Consider the following 19,776-nt stretch of genomic DNA (forward strand, 5'->3'; position numbering starts at 1 on the left):
GTCCGCATGACCGGCGTACACATTCCCTATGGCGTGTATTGGAGCACCCCATTCTCGCGCTGGCAGGGCAGCCTGTCGCGCCTGCACAGCCTGCGTTTCGCGGCCTGGACCGCCAGCCGTGAACTGGAGCGCCGCGGCATCTCGCCCGCGGCGCTGCAAAGCGCGGTGCTGGGCTGCTCGGTGCCGCAGCAGGGCTCGTTCTACGGCCTGCCCTGGGTGGCCGGCATGCTGGGCGCGCCCCATCTGGCGGGGCCGGTGGTCTCGCAGGCTTGCGCCACCTCGGTGCGGGGCCTGGCCGCGGCCGCGGCCGAACTCATGCTCGGCAACGCCGAAACCTCGCTGGTCCTCATGGCCGACCGCGTGTCCAACGGCCCGCAGCTCTACCATCCCGATCCCGCCGGCCCCGGCGGCTCCGGCGCGCATGAAAACTGGGTGTTGGACAATTTTTCGCACGATCCCTGGAGCGGCCTGTCCATGCTGCAGACCGGCGAGCGCGTGGCCGAGCGCCATGGCATCTCCACGGACGAACAGAATGCCGTCACGCTGCGCCGCTACGAGCAGTACGCGCAGGCCTGCGCCGGCGGCCGCCGGTTCCAGCAGCGTTACATGACGCTGCCCTTCGAGGTGCCCGACCCGCGCTACGCCAAAATCGCATCGGTGCTGGAAGGCGACGAAGGCATCCATGCCACCACAGAAGCGGGTCTGGCGCGCCTGGCGCCCGTGCTGCCCGGCGGCACCATCACCTATGGCGGGCAGACGCATCCGGCCGACGGCAACGCGGGCATGGTTCTGGCAACCGCCGCGCGTGCGCGTGAGTTGTCGCGCCGCCCCGAGATCGGCATCGAGATTCTGGGCTTCGGCCAGTCGCGCACCGAAAAGGGCTATATGCCGCAGGCGCCGATCGAAGCCGCCGGCCACGCGCTGCAACGCGCCAACCTGGCCGTGTCCGACCTGCATGCGGTGAAGACGCACAACCCCTTCGTGGTCTCGGACATTGCGCTGGCGCGCGCCACGGGGTTCGACGTCATGGCCATGAACAACTATGGCTGCTCGCTGGTGTGGGGCCATCCCCAAAGCCCGACCGGCCTTCGGTCCGTCATCGAGCTCATCGAAGAACTGGCCGAGCGTGGCGGCGGCCTGGGCCTGTTCACGGGCTGCGCGGCCGGCGACAGCGCGATGGCCGTGGTCTTGCGCGTGGACGCTGGCGGAGCGGCACGATGAGCCAATCCAGCCTTGAAGGCGTCCTGCGCATTCCCGCCGTGCTGGCCCGCGCGGCGCGCGACTGGCCCGAACGCACGGCCCTGGTTTGCGGCACACGTCGCGTCGATTACCGGCGCTACGCCGCCGAAGTCTGGGCGACGGCCCGCCATCTACGCGTCCACGCGCCTTGCGGCGCGCGCATCGCAACGCTGCTGGGCAATTCGGACCTGGCCTGCGTGGTGACGCTGGCGCTGCAGTGCTCCGGCAACCAGCATGTGCCGCTCAATCCGCTGTATACCGCGCGCGAACTGGAGTTCATCCTGCGCGACGCGCAGCCCGCTCTGCTGATTGCGGACGCGGCATCGGCGGCCGTCGCGGCGTCGCTGGCCGCGGCGCTGGGCATCCCGTTGGTCGCCGAAGACGAGGCCCGTGAGTGGCTGAAGCCGGAGCCAGGCCTGGACGATGCGCCGCTGGACGATGCCGACGCCCAGGCGCCGGCCTTGCTCCAATACACCGGCGGCACGACCGGACACCCCAAGGGCGTGATCCTCGGACGCGACGCCATCGCCACCAATGTGCTGCAGCGGGAATTGGCCCTGCCCACCCGCTACGGCGCCGACAGCGTGCTTTGCGCCATGCCGCTGTTCCATTCCTACGGCATGGCCATGGGCCTGTTCCTGGCCGCCAGCGCCGCGGCCACGCTGGTGGTGCTGCCGCGTTACCGGCCCGACGACGTCTGCGACACCGTAGAGCGCGAGCGCATTACGTTGTTTCCCGGCAGCCCCACCATCTACACCGGCTTGCTGTCGCACCCGCGCTTCGCGGCCACCGACTGGTCCAGCGTGCGCGTCTGCTATTCCGGATCCGCCCCGCTGGCCGAAGAAGTGCACCGGCGCTGGGAAGCTGCGGTAGGCGCGCCGATCTACGAGGGCTACGGCCAGACTGAAGCGGGCCCCATCCTCACCTACAACGGCCCGGCCGGCGCCCGCCATGGTTCGGTCGGCACGCCCGTGGCCGGCACCGAGGTGCAGGTGGTCGACCTGGAATCAGGCACGGTCGTGCTGCCGCCCGGCCAGCGCGGCGAAATCCGCGCGCGTGGGCCGCAGATCATGCAAGGCTATCTGGCCAGGCCGGACGCCACCGCTGAAACCCTGCGCGACGGCTGGCTCTATACGGGCGATATCGGCGAGTTCGCGGAGGACGGCTTCCTGTACATCCGCGACCGTAAAAAGGATCTGGTGATTTCCGGTGGCTACAACGTCTACCCGCGCGAGATCGACGAGGTGCTGTACCTGCATCCGGACGTGGCCGAAGCCGCCGCGGTGGGTTGGCCGGACAGCTATCGCGGCGAGGTCATCCGCGCCTTCGTCGTCCTGCGGCCGGGCGCGGCAATCGACGAGGCCGGGCTGATCGCGCACTGCCAGTCGAACCTGGCGCGCTACAAGGTGCCGGCGGTCGTCTGCATACTCGACGCCCTGCCCTACACGGGCGCCAACAAGGTGGACAAGAAGGCGCTGCGCGCGCCATAAAGGCTGCGCGACGCCCCGGCAGGGGCGTCACGCGGCCGGCCCGCTGCTCACGCCGGGTCCCGATCCAGCCTGCGCACCGCCGCGCTCAGGGTCGAGAAATCGAACTCCTTGCGGCCGCGCAGCAGGCATCGCATCAGCACCGTCGTCACCACCGGCACCACCGCCGCCAGCAGGAAGGACTCCAGCAGGAACGAGGGCTTGTCGCCCGGAGCCGGGAAGTAGAACAGGCCCGCCGCCAAGCCGGAGAGGGTCGCGACAGTGGCGGTGAGGCCGTCGTGCTTGCGGCTGAACAATCCATAGAACACCGGAAAGGCGGCGGCGGAGCACAGCAGGTCGGCCAGCAGGAACAGGTACAGCACGCTGTAGCCCTGCGAGGCCACGATCATGACCGGGATGGCCATCAACAGCACCAGCCAGCGCGCCAGGCGCTTCATGGTCATGGAACTGGCGTTGGGCATCAGGCGGCGCATGTCGACCGCGATGATGCTGGAGACGGCGCTGATCGCCGTGTCGGCGGTGCTCATGACCAGCGACAGCCCCAAGGGAATCAACGCGATCACGAACCACGCCGGTGCATGCGGCATGATGACGCTGAAGAGCGCGATGGAGCTGTCGCCCTGGGGCGCCAGGCCGACGAAGGCCAGGCCGAACAGTCCCATGAGGAAGATGAAGGGCGCGACCAGCAGGCCGCCCAGCAGGAAGCCGTTGCGCATGGAGCGGGCATCGCGGGCGGCATAGATGCGCTGCCAGTTGCCCTGGTGGAAAATCCCCGTCAGCAGGATGGCGACGAAAAAGGTCAGCCCCGCCTTGATGCCCACCGGATCGGTCAGGTCCAGCAGCTGCGGCGCCTTGGCCTGCAGCGCTTCGATGGTGGGCATGGCGCCGCCCGCGGCCTGCCAGCCGACCACGCACAGAATCACCAGCAGGGGCACGATCACCATCATCTGCACCTGGTCGGTGAAGATCGACGAGCGCAGGCCGCCGTAGGTGGTGTAGAGCAAGGTGGTGCCCATCACGATGGCGGCGGTGGCCCACAGCGGCACGGGCGCCAGCATGGTGACCAGCTTGGCGATCGCCGTGACTTCGGCCGACAGGGCAATGAAGAGATAAAACAGCATGATGAACAGCGCCAGGCCGTACATGGGCCGGCCGTAGCGCGCCATCAGGAACTCCGTCAGGGTGTGTCCGTGGGGAATCAGTTCGCGCATGCGCCGTCCCAGCGGAATCATGACCAGGCGCGGCGACATCGATCCCAGCGCGTAGCCGATCACCGCCGCCAGGCCGCCCCAGGTGGCAGCCTGCGCGGGCGAGAACAGGATCCACGCGCCCAGGGTCGAAGCCATCAGCGTCAGGATGGTGCCGAAGGCGCCCTGGCTGTTGCGGGCGACGATGTAGTCCTCCAGCGTGCCGCGCTTGCGGCGCGTGTACAGCACGCTGGCCACGGCAAAGCCGCCCGAAAACAGCAGCAGCCACATCAGGGCGGTGGATTGGGTCAACATGGGTTTCGGTCCTCCCGCTGCCGGCGGGCAGCCGGACGCGCAACGCGGCGGCCCCGCTGGTACGCAGGCCGCAAGATGAATGAAAGTCTAGGGAGGGCGCGCGGACTGCGCGATGTCCTTCCCTTCGCCGGCATTACCCGGATCAGGTTCAAAGGGTTACCGCGATGTCGCGGAATCTCAGCCCTTGCAGGGCTCCCCCAGGAATTGCCGCAAGATTAGGAGAGCGGCACGCCAATGTCAACGCGCCGGGCGCGGACGCCCGCCAGCGGCTTTTGTGCTAAGTTCGCCCGCGTGCGGCGGCCGTTTTCCTGTCCGCCGCTGCAATCGTAGAGCCTGACCATGCCTATCGCGCCTTTTACCGCCCCTGTCCGGGCCGGATCGCCATGCTGCATCTGAACCTGTTCATTTTCGGCTGCGGCCATCACCGCGCCGCCTGGCGCCATCCGGACTCGGCCGCCGAGCGGCTGGGCGACATCGCCTATTACGAAGAACTGGCGCGCACCGCCGAACGCGGCAAGCTGGACGCCATCTTCTTTGCCGATGGGCAATCGGTCGACAACATCGGCGACGGCCCCCGCTGGCACCTGGAACCGCTGACCGCCATGGCCGCGATCGCGCGCGCCACCTCCCGCATCGGCCTGATCAGCACGGTCTCCAGCACCTTCTTCACGCCCTTTCACGCGGCCCGCATGGTGGCCTCGCTGGACCATATTTCGGGCGGTCGGATGGGTTGGAACGTAGTCACGTCCATGTTCGACGCGGAAGCGCGCAATCATGGCTACGAGTCCATGCCGGGGCATGACTGGCGCTATGCGCGCGCCGAGGAATTCGTCGACGTCGCCTTGAAGCTGTTTGACTCGTGGGACGCGGATGCCCTGGCCATCGACCGCGCCGGCGACTACGGCGTGCCCGCGCGCGTGCACAAGATCGGCCATCACGGCGAGCATTTCCTGGTGGATGGCCCCCTGACGGTGCCGCGTCCGCCGCAAGGCCGCCCGGTGCTGTTCCAGGCCGGCGCCTCGGACCAGGGGCGCGATCTGGCCGCCCGGCGCGCCGAAGCGATCTACGCAGTCGCCTACGACCTGCCCGCTGCGCAAGCCTACTACCGCGACATCAAGCGGCGCGTGCTGGCCGCGGGACGCCAGGATTTCGTGCCGATCATGCCGGGCCTGGTCACCTACGTGGGTTCGACCGAGGCTGAGGCCCGGGCCAAGCAGCGCGAGCTCGACGTGTTGCTGCCCAGCGACGCTTCGCTGCGCCAGCTGGGCATGTTCGTGCTGCAGGACTGCTCCGCCTGGGAGCTGGACGCGCCCGTGCCGGCTCTGCCGCCCCTGGCGGAATTCACCGGCCCCAAGGGCCGCTACGCGACCATCCTGCGCATCATCGAAACCGAAAAGCCCACCGTGCGCCAGTTGCTCGGACGGCTGGCGGCCGGCGGCGGCCACTGCACCATGGTGGGCACGCCCGAACAGATCGCCGACCGGATGGAGCATTGGTACCGCAACGAAGGCGCCGATGGCTTCAATCTGATGCCGCCTTCCCTGCCCGGGGGGATCGATGATTTCGTCGAGCACGTGATTCCGGTGCTGCAACGCCGGGGCTTGTTCCGCACCGAGTACCAACACAGCACGCTGCGCGGGCACCTGGGACTGGGATCCCGATAGGCCGGCGCGGCCGTCCCCGGCGGGCCATCTCGGCGCGCCGCTCAGGGTTATCCGGCTTGCGTGACAGGCGGCCGGCCGCGCTTGGCCTTCGCGGCATCGCGCGCCGCCGCCTCGACGATCAGGGCTTGGCGTTTGCGCAGGACGGCCTGACGCCTGGCCGCCGCGCGCGTCGCGATCCAGTCATAGAGCAGCACGCCCGGCTGGCGCAACAGCGCCGCGATCAAGATACCGGCGGCAGCGCCCAGCAGGCCGAACAATAACCCGTGCATCAGCGCGCCCCCTGTTCCAGCTGCAGCCGCAAAATGCGCCTGAGCTCCAGGATCGCCTGCGGCGTCTCCTGCACACTATGCGAGAAGTCGATGATCTTCTCGGATTCGGCCCCGTCCAGATGCGCGCTGCGGTACGGGACCAGGCCGTCATCCGAATCCGCCAGCGGGACGCCGGGCGTGTTGTTCGCGATGATGCTGTGGTAACGCACCGCCGGCGAAATCGGCATGGACGCGGTCAGTCTCACAAATTGGTCCTTTTCGCTCAGGTTGTCCACGCCATTGGATATCCGGATCGAGGATTCGCGGGCCGGCCCATCGCCGTCGGCCAGCCTGTTGAGCTTGGCGAACTGCCTGACTACGGTCACGGGCAGCGTGATCAGGTTGGACAGCCAACGCGACAAAGTGTTCTCGGCAAAGGGCGTGCCCCGGTGCGGCGCCGCGATGAACACCGCGCGTGAAATACCGGGAAACGCCTCGAAGCTCAACACCGGATCGAATTCGGCGCGCGCCTGGGCCAGGCGGGCATCGTCCAGCTTGGCGTGGTCGCGCAGCGCATCCCACAGCACGGTGCCGGAGGAGGATACCAGCAACCGGCTCAATACGCCGCCCATGCTGTGCCCGATGATGACGGCGTCGCGCGAAGCCTGCGCCGCGCCCATGGGATCGAAATGCCCGATCGTCTGGCGCAGCGCGTCGCGGATGGCGCGGTTGTTCAGCGCCAGCGGCGCGTTGGTCGGGTAATAAACCTGCCAGATCTGGTAATTCTGGCGCAGGGTTTCGTCGCCCAGCACTTCGTTGGCGACGTTGATCCAGGCCTCGGGGCTGCTGGCCAGGCCGTGCAGCATGACGACCGTGCGCCGGTCCGGGTCGTAGGGCTGCAACAGATAGACGTGCGGCGCGTCGATGCCCTCTTCATTGCCCAGCACGTTGCGCAGCGCCTGGGTGGCGAAGCCCGAGCGCGCCAGCCACAAGCCGTAGCCGGAGGTGAAGTTGGCGGCCAGCGGCACCGTCGTGCCGGCCAGTTCCACCGTGTCCCGCTTGTAGGGGTCGTAGGCTGCCAGGGTCGCGTTTTGCGTGGCCATGACCTGTTCCAGCGTATCGCCGGGAAAGCCCATGATGACGGTCACGGCGGGAAACGGCGTTTCGCTGTACGGCGTCTTGAAGGTGTCGGCATCGTTCACGCGGCGCGCCGTGACCGCCACCAGTTCGGCGCCGAAGCCGTCGCGCCGGTACATGCTGCGCAGCCCGCGGAAGGTCAAGTTCGCCGCGGGCACCAGTTCGTGCGGAAACTGCTTGCCGCCGGGCAGTTTGACGTCGGACATCTCGCCCACCACCTGCCAGGGCCCCGCCGCCATGCTGGCCCCGGGCTCCGGCGGACGGCCGCGATGCTGCTCGAACAGGCGCGTGACGGCCTGTTGCACCGCGTAGTTGTAATAGTCGCGCACCTGCGTCTGGCGGTCCTCGAAGGCGCGGTCGCTGGGCGAGCGCGGCGTGAAGAACAGATAGGCGTAGGCGGCCCGCGCCGTCTGCAGATAGGCGTCCAGCAGCTCGTCCTGGCCGGCCTGGCTGTCGGGGCGCTGTTTTTCCGTGGCCAGCGCCTCCATCAGCCAGACTTCGGACAGCGTGGAGAGGCGCCGTTCGCTGTCCAGTCCATCCATGGTGGCAAGCGCATGGGTGCAGGCGTCGCGGTCCTTGCGGCATTCCTGCGCGTTCAGGCCCAGCACGGCCATGGACTCGCGCGCGGACGCGCTCAGCTGGCCGGTGGTGAGCACGTCGCCGCGGCGCTGGGCGATGTAATCCTGGGTGCTGACAGACGATACCTTGACGCCTGCGCAGCCGGCGCACGCCAGCAGGGCCAGGATCGCGCAGCCCTTCGCGCCGGCCGTCCAGATTCCGCTCATTGCGCGGCCCCGGCGGCGGGCGGTTGGCGGATGGCGCGCGAGAACGCAACCGGATCCGGACCGGGCAAGGCCGGCTTGCCGAGGTAGGCTTGTTCGCGCAACTGGGCCAGAGGCTTGCTGGTATCCAGCCCCCCTTGTTCGTAGAGGTATTCCGGCAGGTAACCCGACAGGAGGATGCGGTAGTCCATCGGCAGGCCCGGCACGATGGCGCGCACCATGCTGTAGACCAGCGTCGTGCAGTTGGCCGTCACCGTGTGATAGAAGCGCGGCTCGTCGGCCAGCTCGTTGGCGGTACGCACATAGGACAGGAACAGTTCACGCATGGCGGCCACGGGCATGTCGACGGGATACAGGTACACGCGTTCGGCGCGCGGCCCGGCTCGCACGTAAAGGATGTCGCGCTCCTGCGCTGCGATCACGCTCAGTTCGAACTGCTTGAAGAAGCCGCCGACCTCGGAAAACTGTTCGCCGCGCTCCTTGCGGATCTCGACCGAGAACACGACGTGGCGGCCGTCGGTGAAGCCGAAGGAGACCAGCGTATGGGCGATGGCCGGGCTGCCCCAGTACGACAGGACCATGTCTACGGAAACCAGCTCGTTCAGGTTGTATTGCTGGCTTTCCCAGCGCGCCGTGTAGCGCGTGTCGGTATCGGCCTGCCAATCGAAATTGCGCACGCTGTCCAAGGTGACGATGGATCCGGAGACGCTGCCGCGCAGCGTGCGCGCCACGTCATCGGCCCAGATGCGGTCGTTGGACGGGGCCAGCGTCTGCCACCAGACGCATAGCGCGGCCATGCCGACCAGCCAGGTCCAGGCGGCGCGCCGCGCGCGCCCGCGCCACAGCGCGATGGCCGCGTACAGGCACAGCCCGGCCCAGGCCAGCGCCGCCGCGCCTTGCACTACCGCGCCGCCCGGCAAGCGGTAGGCCAGGGCCAGGCCGCCCCACAGCGCGGACAGAATGAGAACAAGGCTGAAGATGACGCGCCCGGCAATCGCCAGGCAGCCGCGCCGGGCCCGATTAGATGCCGCCATGCTGTTGCACGATTTCCAGAACGCCGTTGATCACGAACTGCACCGCCATGCACACGAGCAGGAAGCCCATGATGCGGGAGATGGCCTCCACCCCGCCCTGGCCGATCACGGCCACGATGCGGCCCGCCGACCGCAGGCAAATCCAGAAGAGCAGGCCAAGCAGGGAGAACACCAGGATGGGCGTCACCGCCATCACCCAGGGCGCATAGGTCTGCGTCACCGAGGCATCGAGGGTTGCCGCGCCGCTGATGATCATGGCGATGGAGCCCGGACCCGCCGTACCCGGCATCGCCAGCGGCACGAAGGCGATGTTGGGTGTCTGCCGGTTGGCCTGGGCGTCAGCCACGTCGGCCTCGGAGGCGGTCGACGGCGCGGACGGGAACACCATGCTGAAGCCGATGCTGGCTACGATCAGTCCGCCCGCGATGCGCAGCCCCGGAATCGAAATGCCGAAGGTATGCATGATCCAGGCGCCGGCGTAGTAGGTGACCAGCATGATGCCAACCACGTAAAAGGCGGCCTGCGTGACCTGGCGTTCTCGCTCTTTATAGGGAATCTGCTGGCCCAGGGACAGCAGCAATGTCATGGAGGTCAGGGGGTTGGCCAGGGGCAGCATCAAGGCCAGCCCCAGGCTGACCAGTTTTCCCAATTGAACCAGGTCGTCGATCATGGTGATGAGCGCTGCAGGCGACGCCGTTGCGGCGGGTCACAGCTGCTTGAATGAAGTCAAGTGCGTAATGTACTATACATTACACATTTTTAGCCAGGCACCCGCGTGGCGCTAGAGAGTCCGCGACCGACACGCGGCCATGGGAATGAAGTGAACACGATTCCAGACGATACGGCGCCGCGCGCGCTGACCAGCCGGGGCGAGGCGCGCCGCGAGCGCCTGCTCGAAGCCGCCACACAGTCACTGCTGGAGCACGGCTACGCGCAAACCTCCATCCAGAGCATCGTGCGGCAGGCCGGTGGATCGGCGGCCACCGCCTACCAGTTGTTCGGCAACAAGGAGGGGTTGCTGGTCGCGGTGCTGGAGCATGAATTGAACGACATGCGCGCGACGGTATTCCCGGACACCATGCTGGACCAGCCCGTCGGCCCCGCCCTGCACGAGCTGTCGCGACGCCTCTTGAACTACTCCCTGCTACCCAAATCGGCCGCGCTCTACCGCCTGATTGTTTCGGAATCGCATCGCCTGCCGCACCTGGCCGAATCCCTGCGGCTGGCGGTGGAAGTGCAACTGCATGCGCCCCTGGAACAATGCCTGAAACGGGCATGCGATCGCGGAGAACTGCGCATCGACGATCCGCGCCAGGCGGCGCGTACGCTGGGCAACCTGATCGACGGCATCGCGTCGCACGCGCGGCTGACCGGCGGCCGCGCCGAAGGCCCGAACGAAGAGCATCTGGCTACCTGCCGCTACGGCGTGGACACCCTGTTGCGCGCCTTTCGCGCGTAGCCGCCGCGCCACTCGCCCCACCCTGCCCGCGCCAGCATCCACGCAGGCCACAGCATGCAGGCCGCGGCCAGCCACAAATTGGTCCGCAGCCCCAGCGCGTCCACGCTGGGCACGCCCAGCAGCGAACCTGCCGCGATGCCCAGGTTGAACATCGCGACGAACAGCGAGGTGGCGGCTTCCACGGCATCCGGCGCGGCCTTCATCATCCAGGTTTGCAGCGACACCGACACCGCGCCATAGGCCAAGCCCCACAGCAAGAGCAAGGCCGCGGCGGCCGGGCGCAGTTGCCCCAGTATGCCCAGCAGCAGCAAGACCACCAGCAGGCTGAGCGCGATCAGCAGCAGCGTCGCGGCCGGCCGCCTGGCGGCCGCGGTCCCGCCCAGGAAGTTGCCCGCCACGCCTGCCGCGCCGTAGGCGAAAAGCAGCGGTCCGATCCAGTTCTGGCCGAACGCCGCGTGGATCTGCAGCAGCGGACGAACGAAGGTGTAGGCCATGAAATGGCCCGCGACCAGGAACAGCGTGATCAGGAGCCCCCGCCGCAAGCTCGGATTGGCCAATTGCGACACCAGTTGGCGCGGACGCAGCGTGCGCGCCGCGGGCAACGGCGGCAGGCTGAGCAGATTCAGCAGCAGCACGGCCGCGCACAGCGCCGCCATGGCGCCGAAGGCCGCGCGCCAGCCGGCCAGCTCGCCGATGAAGGCGCCCAGGGGCACGCCCAGCACGGACGCCACCGCGACGCCGCCGAAAATGACGGACGTGGCCAATCCCACCGAGCCCGGCCCGACCAGCCGGCCCGCCAGTCCGCCGGCGATCGCCCAGACGCCGCCGATGCAAAAGCCCACCAGCACCCGCGCCGCCAGGAACCAAGGCATGCTGGGCGCCCAGGCGCTGGCCGCGTTGGCGCAGACCAGCAACGCCAGCAGACCGCCAAGGATCACTCGGCGGTCCGCCCCCTTTGCGCCGATGACGACCAGCGGCGCGAACAGCGCCGCCAGGATGGCGGGCACGAACAGCATGAAGCCGCCCATGCCCACCGAAACGTCCAGCGCCGCGGTGATGGGCACGAACAGCCCGACCGGCAGCATTTCGGTCGTGACCACGCAAAAGGTCGCCAGGCCCACGGCGATCACGCCCAGCCACGCGCGCCAGCCGGCGCGCTCGGGCATGGGTTCGGTACACGAAGCGCCAGCGAGGGCGTGGTCTTCAGGGGAAATGCCGCGGGTCATGATCGGGGGTTCCAGTAAGGCCCTTGCCGGGCCGACCCTAGGCAGTCTACTGTTTCCATTTCGCTGATAAAGTAGGAATATCAATAAACACAAGGGACGAATCGTGCGCAATTCATCCTACCCGGCCGCCCGGTTGGATCACATCGGCGACCTGCTCGCATTCGTGCGCGTGGCTGACACGCAGAGCTTTACCGCCGCGGCCGAAAAGCTGGGCCTGTCGCGTTCGGCCGTCGGCAAGTGCATCGCGCGCCTGGAACTGGGCCTGGGCGCGCGGCTGCTCCATCGCAGCACGCGCAGCGTCAGCCTCAGCGATGAGGGCCGCGTCTTCTACGAACACGCGCAGCGCATCCTGTCCGAGGTCGACAACGCCACCGACGCCATGGCCAGCCGCAAGCAGGCGCCGCGCGGCCGGCTGCGCATCGACCTGCCGGTATCGCTGGGGCGGCTGCACATCATGCCGCTGCTGCGCGAGTACCTGCGCGATTGGCCCGAAGTCGAGGCGGACGTCGGCTTTTCCGACGACTACATTGACCTGGTGCGCGACGGCGTGGACGTCGCCATCCGCATCGGCGGCGAAACCGACAGCCGGCTGGTGCGCCGCGTGCTGGCGCCGCACCGCCTGATCACCTGCGCCGCCCCCGGCTACCTGGACCGCCATGGCGTGCCGGCCAGCCCGGACGACCTGGCCGGCCACCACACCCTGGCCTATACCCATGCCGGCGCGCTGGTCCCCTGGCGCTTTGCCGTCAACGGCCAGGAACGCAGCGTGCATGTCGCTGGACGCCTGCGGCTGGGCAACACCGAAGCGCTGCGCGACGCCGCGCTGGCGGGCGAAGGCATCGTCCAATTGGGCGCCTTCCTGGTGGGCGAGGACTTGCGCGCCGGCCGGCTCGCGCCGGTGCTGGAATCCGTAGCTCCACCTGGCGCGCCGGTGTGCGCGGTCTATCCGCACCGCCGCCATCTGGCGCCCAAGGTGCGCGTCCTGATCGACGCCATCGCCGACAGATGGCGCGGCGGCGCGCCCTGGGCCGGCGACGCCGCGCCGCCGCGGCCTTAGGCATGCGCCCGATCCACTATGATTGCCGGCATTGCCCCGCCGGGCGCAATACCGGATACCCAGGGACGCTGCCAGGCATGCCCTTGCCTGCGCCCCGCCATTTCCCCCGGAGTTTTACTTGAGCGATATCTACCAATTCAGCCGCGGCACGGCGCCGCTGCTGATCTCCATTCCCCACCTGGGCAGCATGATCCCCGACGCGCAGCGCGCGCAGATGACGCCGCTGGGGCTGCAGTCGGGCGACACCGACTGGCACCTGGACACGCTGTACAAGTTCGCCGAGACGCTGGGCGCGTCCGTCATTGGCGCGCGCTATTCGCGCTACGTGGTGGACCTGAACCGTCCGCCCAACGATGAAAGCCTGTATCCCGGCCAGACCAAGACCGGTCTGTGCCCGACCCAGACTTTCCGCGGCGACGCCCTCTACCGCAACGCGGCCGTCCTGACCGACGCGGAACGCGAGCACCGGCTACAGACCTACTGGAAGCCCTACCACGCCAAGCTGTGCGAGGAAATCGACCGCATCAAGGCCGAGCACGGCACCGTGCTGCTGTGGGAAGCGCACTCGATCGCCAGCGTGCTGCCGCGCCTGTTCGAAGGCAAGCTGCCCGACCTGAACATCGGCACCGCCGACGGCGCGGCCTGCGCGCCCGACATCCTGGCGCCAGTCGAAGAGCGGCTGCGCGAAAACACCGCCTACACCTGGGCGGTGAACGGCCGCTTCAAGGGCGGCTACATCACACGCCACTACGGCAAGCCCGCCGACAACGTTCACGCCATCCAGCTGGAAATGTGCCAGTCCACCTACATGGACGAAACGCATCCCTACGGCTATCGGCCCGAGCTGGCGGACAAGGTCATTCCGCTGGTCGAAGGCATGGTGCAGTCGGCGCTGGAGCAGACCAAGGCGCGCCAGCGCTGACCGCAAGCCGGCCTCCACCCCAAACCGCCCCAGGCGCTAGCCGCCTCGGGGCGGTTTTTTTGTCTGGGCGCTCGGGTATTCCCCAATTTTTCACATCACAGTCCAAAACGTAGTATTTCAACTGAGCTACGTAAAACATTACGAGCCATAATAAAAAATACGTGGAGACAAAAATGAAGACATGGAGTCACGCCGCCTGCGGCGCGCTGGCGTTGTGCGCCCTGTATGCGACAGGGGCGCGCGCCGCCGATCCCGACACGTTCAAGATCGGCGGCGTGGTCTCGCTGTCGGGGACCTACGGCATCTTTGGCGAAGACATGCGCAAGGGCGTCACCATCGCCATCGAGCAGCGCGGCGGCAAGGTGCTGGGCAAGCCCATCCAGGTCACCTGGGAAGACGATGAAACCAAGCCGCAGCCCGCGGTACAGAAAACCACCCGCCTGATCTCCGATGGATCGCAGATGATCTTCGGCGCGGTCAGCTCGGCCAGCACGCTGGCCATCATGAACATCGCCAAGCAGCGCAAGATTCCCCATCTGGTCACCATGTCGGCCGACGACAAGATCACGGTGCCGGGCGGCTCGCGCTACACCTTCCGCACCTCCAACACGTTGGGCATGGAGCAGCGCATGGCGCTGGCCTACTCCAAGGAGCAGAAGCTCAAGCGCATCTACGGCGTGACGGCCGACTACCAGGCCACGCGCGACAGCTGGGACTGGTACCGGCGCGAAGCCGAGAAGGCCGGCATCGAGATCGTGGGCGCCGACTTCCCGCCGCTGGGCAACCGCGACTATTCCTCAATCGCCGACAAGATCGCGCGCTCCAACGCCGACGGCGTGGCGCTGTTCATGACGGGCTCGGACGCCGTCACCATGGTCAAGCAGGCCGGCCAGATCGAACTCGGCAAGACGCGCAAGATCTTCGGTCCGGTGATCGCCGACGAGACCATGGCAGCCGGCGTCGGCCCCACCGCGGTCGGCGTGCAATCGGGCGTGAGATATCACTTCACCGTCGAGAACGACGCCAACAAGGCCTTCGTCGAGGCTTTCCGCAAGAAATACAACGAGTTCCCCTCGGCCGCCGCAGGCGAAGCCTACGACGGCATGAGCTGGTGGCTGGACGTGGTCGACAAGACCGGCACCTGGGACAAGGAAAAGTGGGTCGAGGCGTTTGCCGCCAGCGAACGCGCCAACTCCGTGGAAGGCAAGAAGACCATGCGCGCCTGCGACCACCAGGCCATGCAGAACGGCTTGTGGGGCGTGGTGGCCACGGGCAAACCGCCGCAGCCGGCCTACGTCATGGACATCGTCAAGGTGTTCCCGCCGGATCAGGTTTTCGAACCCTGCGCGGGCTGACGCCACCGCGTCACGCATCCGCCGGTCCCCGCGGACCGGCTCTCCCCCCGGCGCGCCCTGCGCGCCGCCTGACGGATTTCTGCCATGTCCACCGTGATCATCGGCCTGAGCCTGGGAATGCTGCTATTCCTGCTGGCGTCCGGCCTTACGCTTATCTTCGGCATGCTGGGCGTCATTAACTTCGCCCATGGCGCGCTGTACATGCTGGGCGCCTACCTGGCCTTCGACATCCAGTTGCGCACCGGTTCCTTCATCGCCGGGCTGGTCGTGGCAACGGTGGGCGTCGGCCTCGTCGGCGTGGCGATGGAAAGGCTGGCCCTGCGGCCGCTGTACAACCGCCCGCACTTCTATCAGCTGATCCTGACCTTCGGCTTCATCCTCGTCATCAGCGAGGCCGTGAAGTTCGTCTGGGGCCTGGGCTACCAGGAAACGCCGATGCCGGCGCTGCTGGCGGGCACAGTCGAGCTGGCCGGCAGCACCATCCCGGTCTACCGCCTGTTCGTCATCGCCTTCGGCCTGCTGGTGTCCGCCGCGCTGTTCTTCGTGCTGGAGAAAAGCACCTTCGGCATGCTGGTCCGCGCCGCCAGCAGCGACGGCGAAATGGTGCGCATCCTGGGCCTGCCGGCCGCCACCATCCGCAGCGCGGTGTTCGGCGTGGGCGCGGCGCTGGCCGGGCTGGCCGGCGCCATCTCCGCGCCGCTGTTTCCGATCGAGCTGGGCATGGCCACCAACACCATCATCGACTGCTTCATCGTGGTGATCCTGGGCGGGCTGGGCAACATCCGCGGCGTGGTCGCGGCGTCGCTGCTGATCGGCATGGTGCGCGCGGTGGGCTACACCTTCATGCCCAGCTGGGTCGACATCCTGACGTTCGCCATGCTGATCGCCACCCTGCTCACCCGTCCGCAAGGACTGTTCTCCCGCCAAGCGAGGCTGGCATGACGACTTCCCGCCAAGATGCCGCCATCGCGGCAGGCATGGCCGCCGCGGTGATCGCGGTGCCCTTCTGCACGCAAAACGACTTTCTGTTGAACCTGACCATCCTGATCATGGTGTGGTCCATCTTCGCCGTGGGTTTCGACCTGGTGTTCGGTCTGCTGGGCATGGTGTCCTTCGGCCACGCCGCCTTCCTGGGCGCGGGCGGCTACGCGCTGGCGCTGGCGACCCAGCGCTACGGCCTGCCGTTCGAGGCGGGGCTGGCGCTCGCCATCGTGGCGGGCGCGGCCTGCGCCTGGATCTTCAGCGTATTCGCGCTGCGGGTCTCGGGGATCTTCTTTGCGCTGGTCACGCTGGCGCTGTCGCAGCTCATGTACATCCTGGCCGACAGCAAGCTGCGCGAATGGACCGGCGGCGCGGACGGCCTGCCCGGCATCGGCCGGCCGGAACTCGCCGGCATCGACTTCTTCGATACCGTGAACTTCTATTGGTATGTCGCCGCCGTGTTCGCCCTGGTGATGGCGCTGATGGCGATGCTGCGCGCTTCGCCCTTCGGCCGCGCGGTCGCGGGCGTGCGCCAGAACGAAATCCGCGCCGCCCAGCTGGGCTACAACGTGCAGCGCCTGAAGCAGATCACCTTCCTCGTGTCCGGCGCCGTCGGCGGCCTGGCGGGCGGACTGCTGGCCGCGGTGCTGATGTACATGAATCCGCAGATGCTGCATTGGACCACCTCCGGCGACGTCATCATCATGACCCTGCTGGGCGGCGCCGGCACGCTGTGGGGGCCGGTGGCCGGCGTGCTGCTGTTCGAAGCCCTGAAGGAATGGCTCAGCGGCTGGACGCCCTATTGGTACGGCATCCTGGGCCTGGTCTTCATTCTGGCCACGCTGTACTTCCCGCAAGGGGTGCTGGGCGCGCTGCAGGCACGCTGGAGCCGCAAGCGCCCCCCGGCGTCCGCCCCCGCCAGTCCATCCGCGCCCGCCGTGCCGCTGGCCCCGCGCGAAGGGAGCCCGTCATGAGCGACATCGCCCTGCAATGCGAACAGGTCAGCGTCACCTTCGGCGCGCTGCGCGCCATCGAGGACTTCAGCTACGCCTTCGAAACCGGCCGCGTCTACGGCCTGATCGGCCCCAACGGCGCGGGCAAGACCACCCTGCTCAACGTGCTGTCCGGCAACCTGCCCGGGCATGGCGGGCGCATCCTGTGCCACGGCGCGGACATCTCGCGCCTGCGGGCCCATGAGCGCGCCAGGCACGGCATAGGCCGCAGCTTCCAGATCACCAAGATCTTTCCTGAAATGACGGTGCTGGAGAACCTGCGCATCGCCGCGCAGATCAGCCACTCCCATCTGCTGCCGTTCTGGCTGGCGCCACGCTACGACCGCCGCCTGGCGTCCACCATCGACGCCATGCTGGAGCTGACCGACCTGACGGCCTGGCGCGACACCGTGGCGGGCACCTTGTCGTATGGCTTGCAACGGGCGCTGGAACTGGGCCTGACCCTGCTGCCCGATCCGCGCATCCTGCTGCTGGACGAACCGCTGGCCGGCGTCGGCCACCACGAAATCGCCGCCGCCAACCGCCTGATCCGCCATGCGGCCGCCGGCCGCACGGTACTGCTGATCGAACACAACATGGACGTGATCATGACGCTGTCGGAACACATCGTGGTGCTGTCCAACGGCCGCAAGGTCGCCGAGGGGCCGCCCGCCGCCATCCGCGACGACGCCACCGTGCGCGCCGTCTACCTGGGCGAAGAGGTGGCGGCATGATCGAACTGCAACATGCCAGCGTGCATTACGGCCAGGCGTTGGCGCTCAAGAACATAGGCTTGCGCGCGACCCAGGACGAAATCGTCGCCATCGTGGGGCGCAATGGCGCCGGCAAGTCCACCGTGCTCAAAACGCTGATCGGGCTGCTGCCCCTTTCGGCCGGCAACCGGCTGATCGGCGGCCAGGACGCCACGCGCCGCGCCGTCGAACAGATCAGCCGCGACGGCATCGCGCTGGTGCCTGACACCCGCCGCATCTTCCCCAACCTGACCGTGCGCGAAAACCTGCGCATGGGCGCGCTGGCGCACCAGCCCGGCTACTGGACGCAGGACCGCGTGCTGCGGGTCTTTCCCCGGCTGGGTGAACGCATAGGCTTCCATGGCGACCAGTTGTCCGGCGGCGAACAGCAGATGTTGTCGATCGCGCGAGCGCTGCTGGGTAATCCGCGCGTCCTGCTGCTGGACGAACCGACCGAGGGGTTGGCGCCGCGCATTGTCAACGAACTGATCGAAGTGTTCGCCGAAGTCCACCGCCAAGGCACCGGCATTGTGCTGGTCGAGCAGAACCTGAAGGTCCCCGCCCGCCTGGCGCACCGCCAGTACGTGCTGGACCACGGCGAAATCGCCTGGAGCGGATCGGCCGCCGAAGTCGAGACCAACCGCCACATCATTGAATCCATCCTCACCACGGGCATCCAAGCATGAGCAACGACACCACCTACATCGCGGGCGTGGGCATCACCCGCTTCGACAAGCAGCCTGCCAAAAGCGTCAAGGACCTGGTGCGCGACGCCGTGACGCAGGCGTTGGCCGACGCGGGCTGCGACGCCGCCGACCTGCAGGCAGCGTACTTCGCCACCGCTGGCCAGGGTTCCATCGAAGGCCAATACATGGTGGCGGGCCAGGTCGCGCTGAAGGCCATGGGCATTGCCGGCATCCCCGTCACCAACGTGGAGAACGCCTGCGCCAGCTCCAGCACCGCGTTGAACGCGGCGCACCTGTACGTGGCCTCGGGCGCGGGCGACATCTGCCTGGCCGTGGGCGTGGACAAGCTGTTTTCCGAGGACAAGGCGAAGAGCTTCGCCGTGTTCGACGGCGCCTGGGACGTGCACGACGCACAAGCGCAGATGGCGCGCCTGATGGCGCTGGCGCCCGACGTGACGCCCCCGCCCGGCTTCGAAGAGCCTGGCAAGCGCAGCGTATTCATGGACATCTACGCCAGCCTGGCGCGGCTGCACATGAAGACTTTCGGCACCACCCAGCGCCAGCTCGCCGCCGTGGCCGCCAAGAACCACATGCATTCCACCCGCAATCCGCTGGCCCAGTTCCAGTACCCCATGACGATAGACGAGGCCCTGGCCGCCCGTCCCGTGTCCTGGCCGCTGACCCTGCCCATGTGCGCGCCCATCAGCGACGGCGCGGCCGCCGCCATCGTCTGCAACGCCCAGGGCCTGAAGCGCCTGCAACGCGCCCGCGCCGTGCGCCTGTACGCCAGCGTGCTGCGCACCGCCACGGACCGCCCGGCCGACCGCTACGACCAACACCTGTGCCACCTGGCCGCGCTCGAAGCCTATGAACGCGCGGGGGTCGGCCCGCAGGACATGTCGCTGGCGGAAGTGCACGACGCCACGGCATTTGCCGAGATCCAGCAGACCGAGGCGCTGGGCTTCTGCGCCTTCGGCGAAGGCGGACCGATGGCCGAATCCGGCGCCACCAGCCTGGGCGGCCGCATCCCCATCAACGTATCCGGCGGCCTGCTGTCGCGCGGCCACCCCATCGGCGCGACCGGGCTGGCGCAGGTCCATGAAATGGTGATCCAGCTGCGCGGCGAAGCCGGCGCCCGCCAGGTCGAAGGCGCGCGCTTCGCTATCGCCGAGAACGGCGGCGGCTTCAACGGCGTGGAAGAGGCAGTGACCTGCATCACCCTGCTTGGCCGCTGATCCACGCCCCCATCAACC

The 19,776-nt window shown here is 67.9% G+C and carries 18 protein-coding genes and 1 riboswitch; of the genes, 12 read left to right on the forward strand and 6 right to left on the reverse strand.

Features of this window, described 5'->3' with window-relative positions; genetic code table 11:
- The first annotated feature begins 6 nt into the window (after positions 1 to 6).
- Together IAG39_RS19050 and IAG39_RS19055 are read left to right on the forward strand one after the other, a co-directional pair.
- A complete protein-coding gene (locus tag IAG39_RS19050; RefSeq protein WP_059374218.1) occupies positions 7 to 1,221 on the forward strand; it encodes a thiolase family protein in 1,215 nt (404 codons plus the stop codon).
- On the forward strand, positions 1,218 to 2,729 hold the full coding sequence (locus tag IAG39_RS19055; RefSeq protein ID WP_118933017.1) for an AMP-binding protein: 1,512 nt from the start codon (positions 1,218 to 1,220) through the stop codon (positions 2,727 to 2,729). The genes IAG39_RS19050 and IAG39_RS19055 overlap by 4 nt, the downstream gene beginning before the upstream one ends.
- Before the next feature lie 47 nt (positions 2,730 to 2,776).
- Here the strand turns inward: IAG39_RS19055 and IAG39_RS19060 are convergent, their stop codons facing one another.
- On the reverse strand, positions 2,777 to 4,228 hold the full coding sequence (locus IAG39_RS19060; RefSeq protein WP_059374216.1) for a sodium:solute symporter family protein: 1,452 nt from the start codon (positions 4,226 to 4,228) through the stop codon (positions 2,777 to 2,779).
- Between the two features lie 102 nt (positions 4,229 to 4,330).
- Positions 4,331 to 4,437: riboswitch (TPP riboswitch) on the reverse strand.
- 174 nt (positions 4,438 to 4,611) lie between these two features.
- Here IAG39_RS19060 and IAG39_RS19065 point away from each other — a divergent pair.
- Complete coding sequence (locus IAG39_RS19065) at positions 4,612 to 5,892, forward strand: LLM class flavin-dependent oxidoreductase (protein WP_059374215.1); 1,281 nt, start codon at positions 4,612 to 4,614, stop codon at positions 5,890 to 5,892.
- Positions 5,893 to 5,939: 47 nt separating this feature from the next.
- Here IAG39_RS19065 and IAG39_RS19070 read toward each other — a convergent pair whose 3' ends face one another.
- From IAG39_RS19070 to IAG39_RS19085, 4 genes are read right to left on the reverse strand one after another with little or no spacing between them, the layout of a single operon-like run.
- On the reverse strand, positions 5,940 to 6,161 hold the full coding sequence (locus IAG39_RS19070) for a hypothetical protein (protein ID WP_124260369.1): 222 nt from the start codon (positions 6,159 to 6,161) through the stop codon (positions 5,940 to 5,942).
- Positions 6,161 to 8,062, reverse strand: a complete 1,902-nt coding sequence (locus tag IAG39_RS19075; RefSeq protein WP_118933014.1) for an esterase/lipase family protein — start codon at positions 8,060 to 8,062, stop codon at positions 6,161 to 6,163. The genes IAG39_RS19070 and IAG39_RS19075 overlap by 1 nt, the downstream gene beginning before the upstream one ends.
- Complete coding sequence (locus IAG39_RS19080) at positions 8,059 to 9,093, reverse strand: DUF4105 domain-containing protein (protein WP_118933013.1); 1,035 nt, start codon at positions 9,091 to 9,093, stop codon at positions 8,059 to 8,061. Before IAG39_RS19080 ends, IAG39_RS19075 begins: the two co-directional genes overlap by 4 nt.
- The gene (locus IAG39_RS19085) at positions 9,080 to 9,763 is read right to left on the reverse strand and encodes a MarC family NAAT transporter (protein WP_059374211.1); all 684 of its coding nucleotides are present in this window, start codon (positions 9,761 to 9,763) and stop codon (positions 9,080 to 9,082) included. The genes IAG39_RS19080 and IAG39_RS19085 overlap by 14 nt, the downstream gene beginning before the upstream one ends.
- 150 nt (positions 9,764 to 9,913) lie before the next feature.
- On the opposite strand from IAG39_RS19085, the gene IAG39_RS19090 reads away from it, so the two are divergent.
- Positions 9,914 to 10,552 (forward strand): TetR/AcrR family transcriptional regulator, encoded by a 639-nt coding sequence (locus tag IAG39_RS19090; protein WP_059374210.1) that lies wholly within the window; start codon positions 9,914 to 9,916, stop codon positions 10,550 to 10,552.
- On the opposite strand, the gene IAG39_RS19095 is transcribed toward IAG39_RS19090, so the two are convergent.
- Positions 10,513 to 11,778 (reverse strand): MFS transporter, encoded by a 1,266-nt coding sequence (locus IAG39_RS19095; RefSeq protein WP_118933012.1) that lies wholly within the window; start codon positions 11,776 to 11,778, stop codon positions 10,513 to 10,515. The genes IAG39_RS19090 and IAG39_RS19095 overlap by 40 nt on opposite strands.
- A gap of 103 nt (positions 11,779 to 11,881) precedes the next feature.
- On the opposite strand from IAG39_RS19095, the gene IAG39_RS19100 reads away from it, so the two are divergent.
- The 8 genes from IAG39_RS19100 to IAG39_RS19135 all read left to right on the forward strand — a co-directional run bounded on the left by IAG39_RS19100 (position 11,882) and on the right by IAG39_RS19135 (position 19,758).
- On the forward strand, positions 11,882 to 12,835 hold the full coding sequence (locus IAG39_RS19100) for a LysR family transcriptional regulator (protein WP_165867861.1): 954 nt from the start codon (positions 11,882 to 11,884) through the stop codon (positions 12,833 to 12,835).
- Positions 12,836 to 12,953: 118 nt separating this feature from the next.
- A complete protein-coding gene (gene hutG, locus IAG39_RS19105; RefSeq protein ID WP_118933010.1) occupies positions 12,954 to 13,757 on the forward strand; it encodes an N-formylglutamate deformylase in 804 nt (267 codons plus the stop codon).
- A 173-nt stretch (positions 13,758 to 13,930) separates the two neighbouring features.
- Positions 13,931 to 15,112: an ABC transporter substrate-binding protein gene (locus tag IAG39_RS19110; protein ID WP_118933009.1), complete on the forward strand. Its 1,182-nt coding sequence runs from the start codon at positions 13,931 to 13,933 to the stop codon at positions 15,110 to 15,112.
- Positions 15,113 to 15,196: 84 nt separating this feature from the next.
- Positions 15,197 to 16,054, forward strand: coding sequence for a branched-chain amino acid ABC transporter permease (locus IAG39_RS19115; protein WP_059374206.1), 858 nt, complete (start codon positions 15,197 to 15,199; stop codon positions 16,052 to 16,054).
- Entirely contained in the window at positions 16,051 to 17,067 is a 1,017-nt protein-coding gene (locus tag IAG39_RS19120) for a branched-chain amino acid ABC transporter permease (RefSeq protein WP_118933008.1), read from the forward strand. The genes IAG39_RS19115 and IAG39_RS19120 overlap by 4 nt, the downstream gene beginning before the upstream one ends.
- Positions 17,064 to 17,819 carry an ABC transporter ATP-binding protein gene (locus tag IAG39_RS19125; RefSeq protein ID WP_118933007.1) on the forward strand — a complete coding sequence of 252 codons (756 nt, stop codon included), beginning with the start codon at positions 17,064 to 17,066 and terminating at the stop codon, positions 17,817 to 17,819. The genes IAG39_RS19120 and IAG39_RS19125 overlap by 4 nt, the downstream gene beginning before the upstream one ends.
- Positions 17,816 to 18,523: an ABC transporter ATP-binding protein gene (locus IAG39_RS19130; RefSeq protein ID WP_118933006.1), complete on the forward strand. Its 708-nt coding sequence runs from the start codon at positions 17,816 to 17,818 to the stop codon at positions 18,521 to 18,523. The genes IAG39_RS19125 and IAG39_RS19130 overlap by 4 nt, the downstream gene beginning before the upstream one ends.
- Positions 18,520 to 19,758 (forward strand): thiolase family protein, encoded by a 1,239-nt coding sequence (locus IAG39_RS19135; RefSeq protein ID WP_118933005.1) that lies wholly within the window; start codon positions 18,520 to 18,522, stop codon positions 19,756 to 19,758. The genes IAG39_RS19130 and IAG39_RS19135 overlap by 4 nt, the downstream gene beginning before the upstream one ends.
- Positions 19,759 to 19,776 lie beyond the last annotated feature (18 nt).

Origin of the sequence: Achromobacter xylosoxidans, from assembly GCF_014490035.1 — a bacterium.
Classification (GTDB): domain Bacteria; phylum Pseudomonadota; class Gammaproteobacteria; order Burkholderiales; family Burkholderiaceae_B; genus Achromobacter; species Achromobacter bronchisepticus_A.

Excerpts from the sequence above, each read along its gene's own strand:
- IAG39_RS19050 (WP_059374218.1), top strand. The coding sequence starts at position 7 with ATGACCGGCGTACACATTCCCTATGGCGTGTATTGGAGCACCCCATTC.
- IAG39_RS19055 (WP_118933017.1), top strand. The coding sequence starts at position 1,218 with ATGAGCCAATCCAGCCTTGAAGGCGTCCTGCGCATTCCCGCCGTGCTG.
- IAG39_RS19060 (WP_059374216.1), bottom strand. The coding sequence starts at position 4,228 with ATGTTGACCCAATCCACCGCCCTGATGTGGCTGCTGCTGTTTTCGGGC.
- IAG39_RS19065 (WP_059374215.1), top strand. The coding sequence starts at position 4,612 with ATGCTGCATCTGAACCTGTTCATTTTCGGCTGCGGCCATCACCGCGCC.
- IAG39_RS19070 (WP_124260369.1), bottom strand. The coding sequence starts at position 6,161 with ATGCACGGGTTATTGTTCGGCCTGCTGGGCGCTGCCGCCGGTATCTTG.
- IAG39_RS19075 (WP_118933014.1), bottom strand. The coding sequence starts at position 8,062 with ATGAGCGGAATCTGGACGGCCGGCGCGAAGGGCTGCGCGATCCTGGCC.
- IAG39_RS19080 (WP_118933013.1), bottom strand. The coding sequence starts at position 9,093 with ATGGCGGCATCTAATCGGGCCCGGCGCGGCTGCCTGGCGATTGCCGGG.
- IAG39_RS19085 (WP_059374211.1), bottom strand. The coding sequence starts at position 9,763 with ATGATCGACGACCTGGTTCAATTGGGAAAACTGGTCAGCCTGGGGCTG.
- IAG39_RS19095 (WP_118933012.1), bottom strand. The coding sequence starts at position 11,778 with ATGACCCGCGGCATTTCCCCTGAAGACCACGCCCTCGCTGGCGCTTCG.
- IAG39_RS19110 (WP_118933009.1), top strand. The coding sequence starts at position 13,931 with ATGAAGACATGGAGTCACGCCGCCTGCGGCGCGCTGGCGTTGTGCGCC.
- IAG39_RS19115 (WP_059374206.1), top strand. The coding sequence starts at position 15,197 with ATGTCCACCGTGATCATCGGCCTGAGCCTGGGAATGCTGCTATTCCTG.
- IAG39_RS19120 (WP_118933008.1), top strand. The coding sequence starts at position 16,051 with ATGACGACTTCCCGCCAAGATGCCGCCATCGCGGCAGGCATGGCCGCC.
- IAG39_RS19125 (WP_118933007.1), top strand. The coding sequence starts at position 17,064 with ATGAGCGACATCGCCCTGCAATGCGAACAGGTCAGCGTCACCTTCGGC.
- IAG39_RS19130 (WP_118933006.1), top strand. The coding sequence starts at position 17,816 with ATGATCGAACTGCAACATGCCAGCGTGCATTACGGCCAGGCGTTGGCG.
- IAG39_RS19135 (WP_118933005.1), top strand. The coding sequence starts at position 18,520 with ATGAGCAACGACACCACCTACATCGCGGGCGTGGGCATCACCCGCTTC.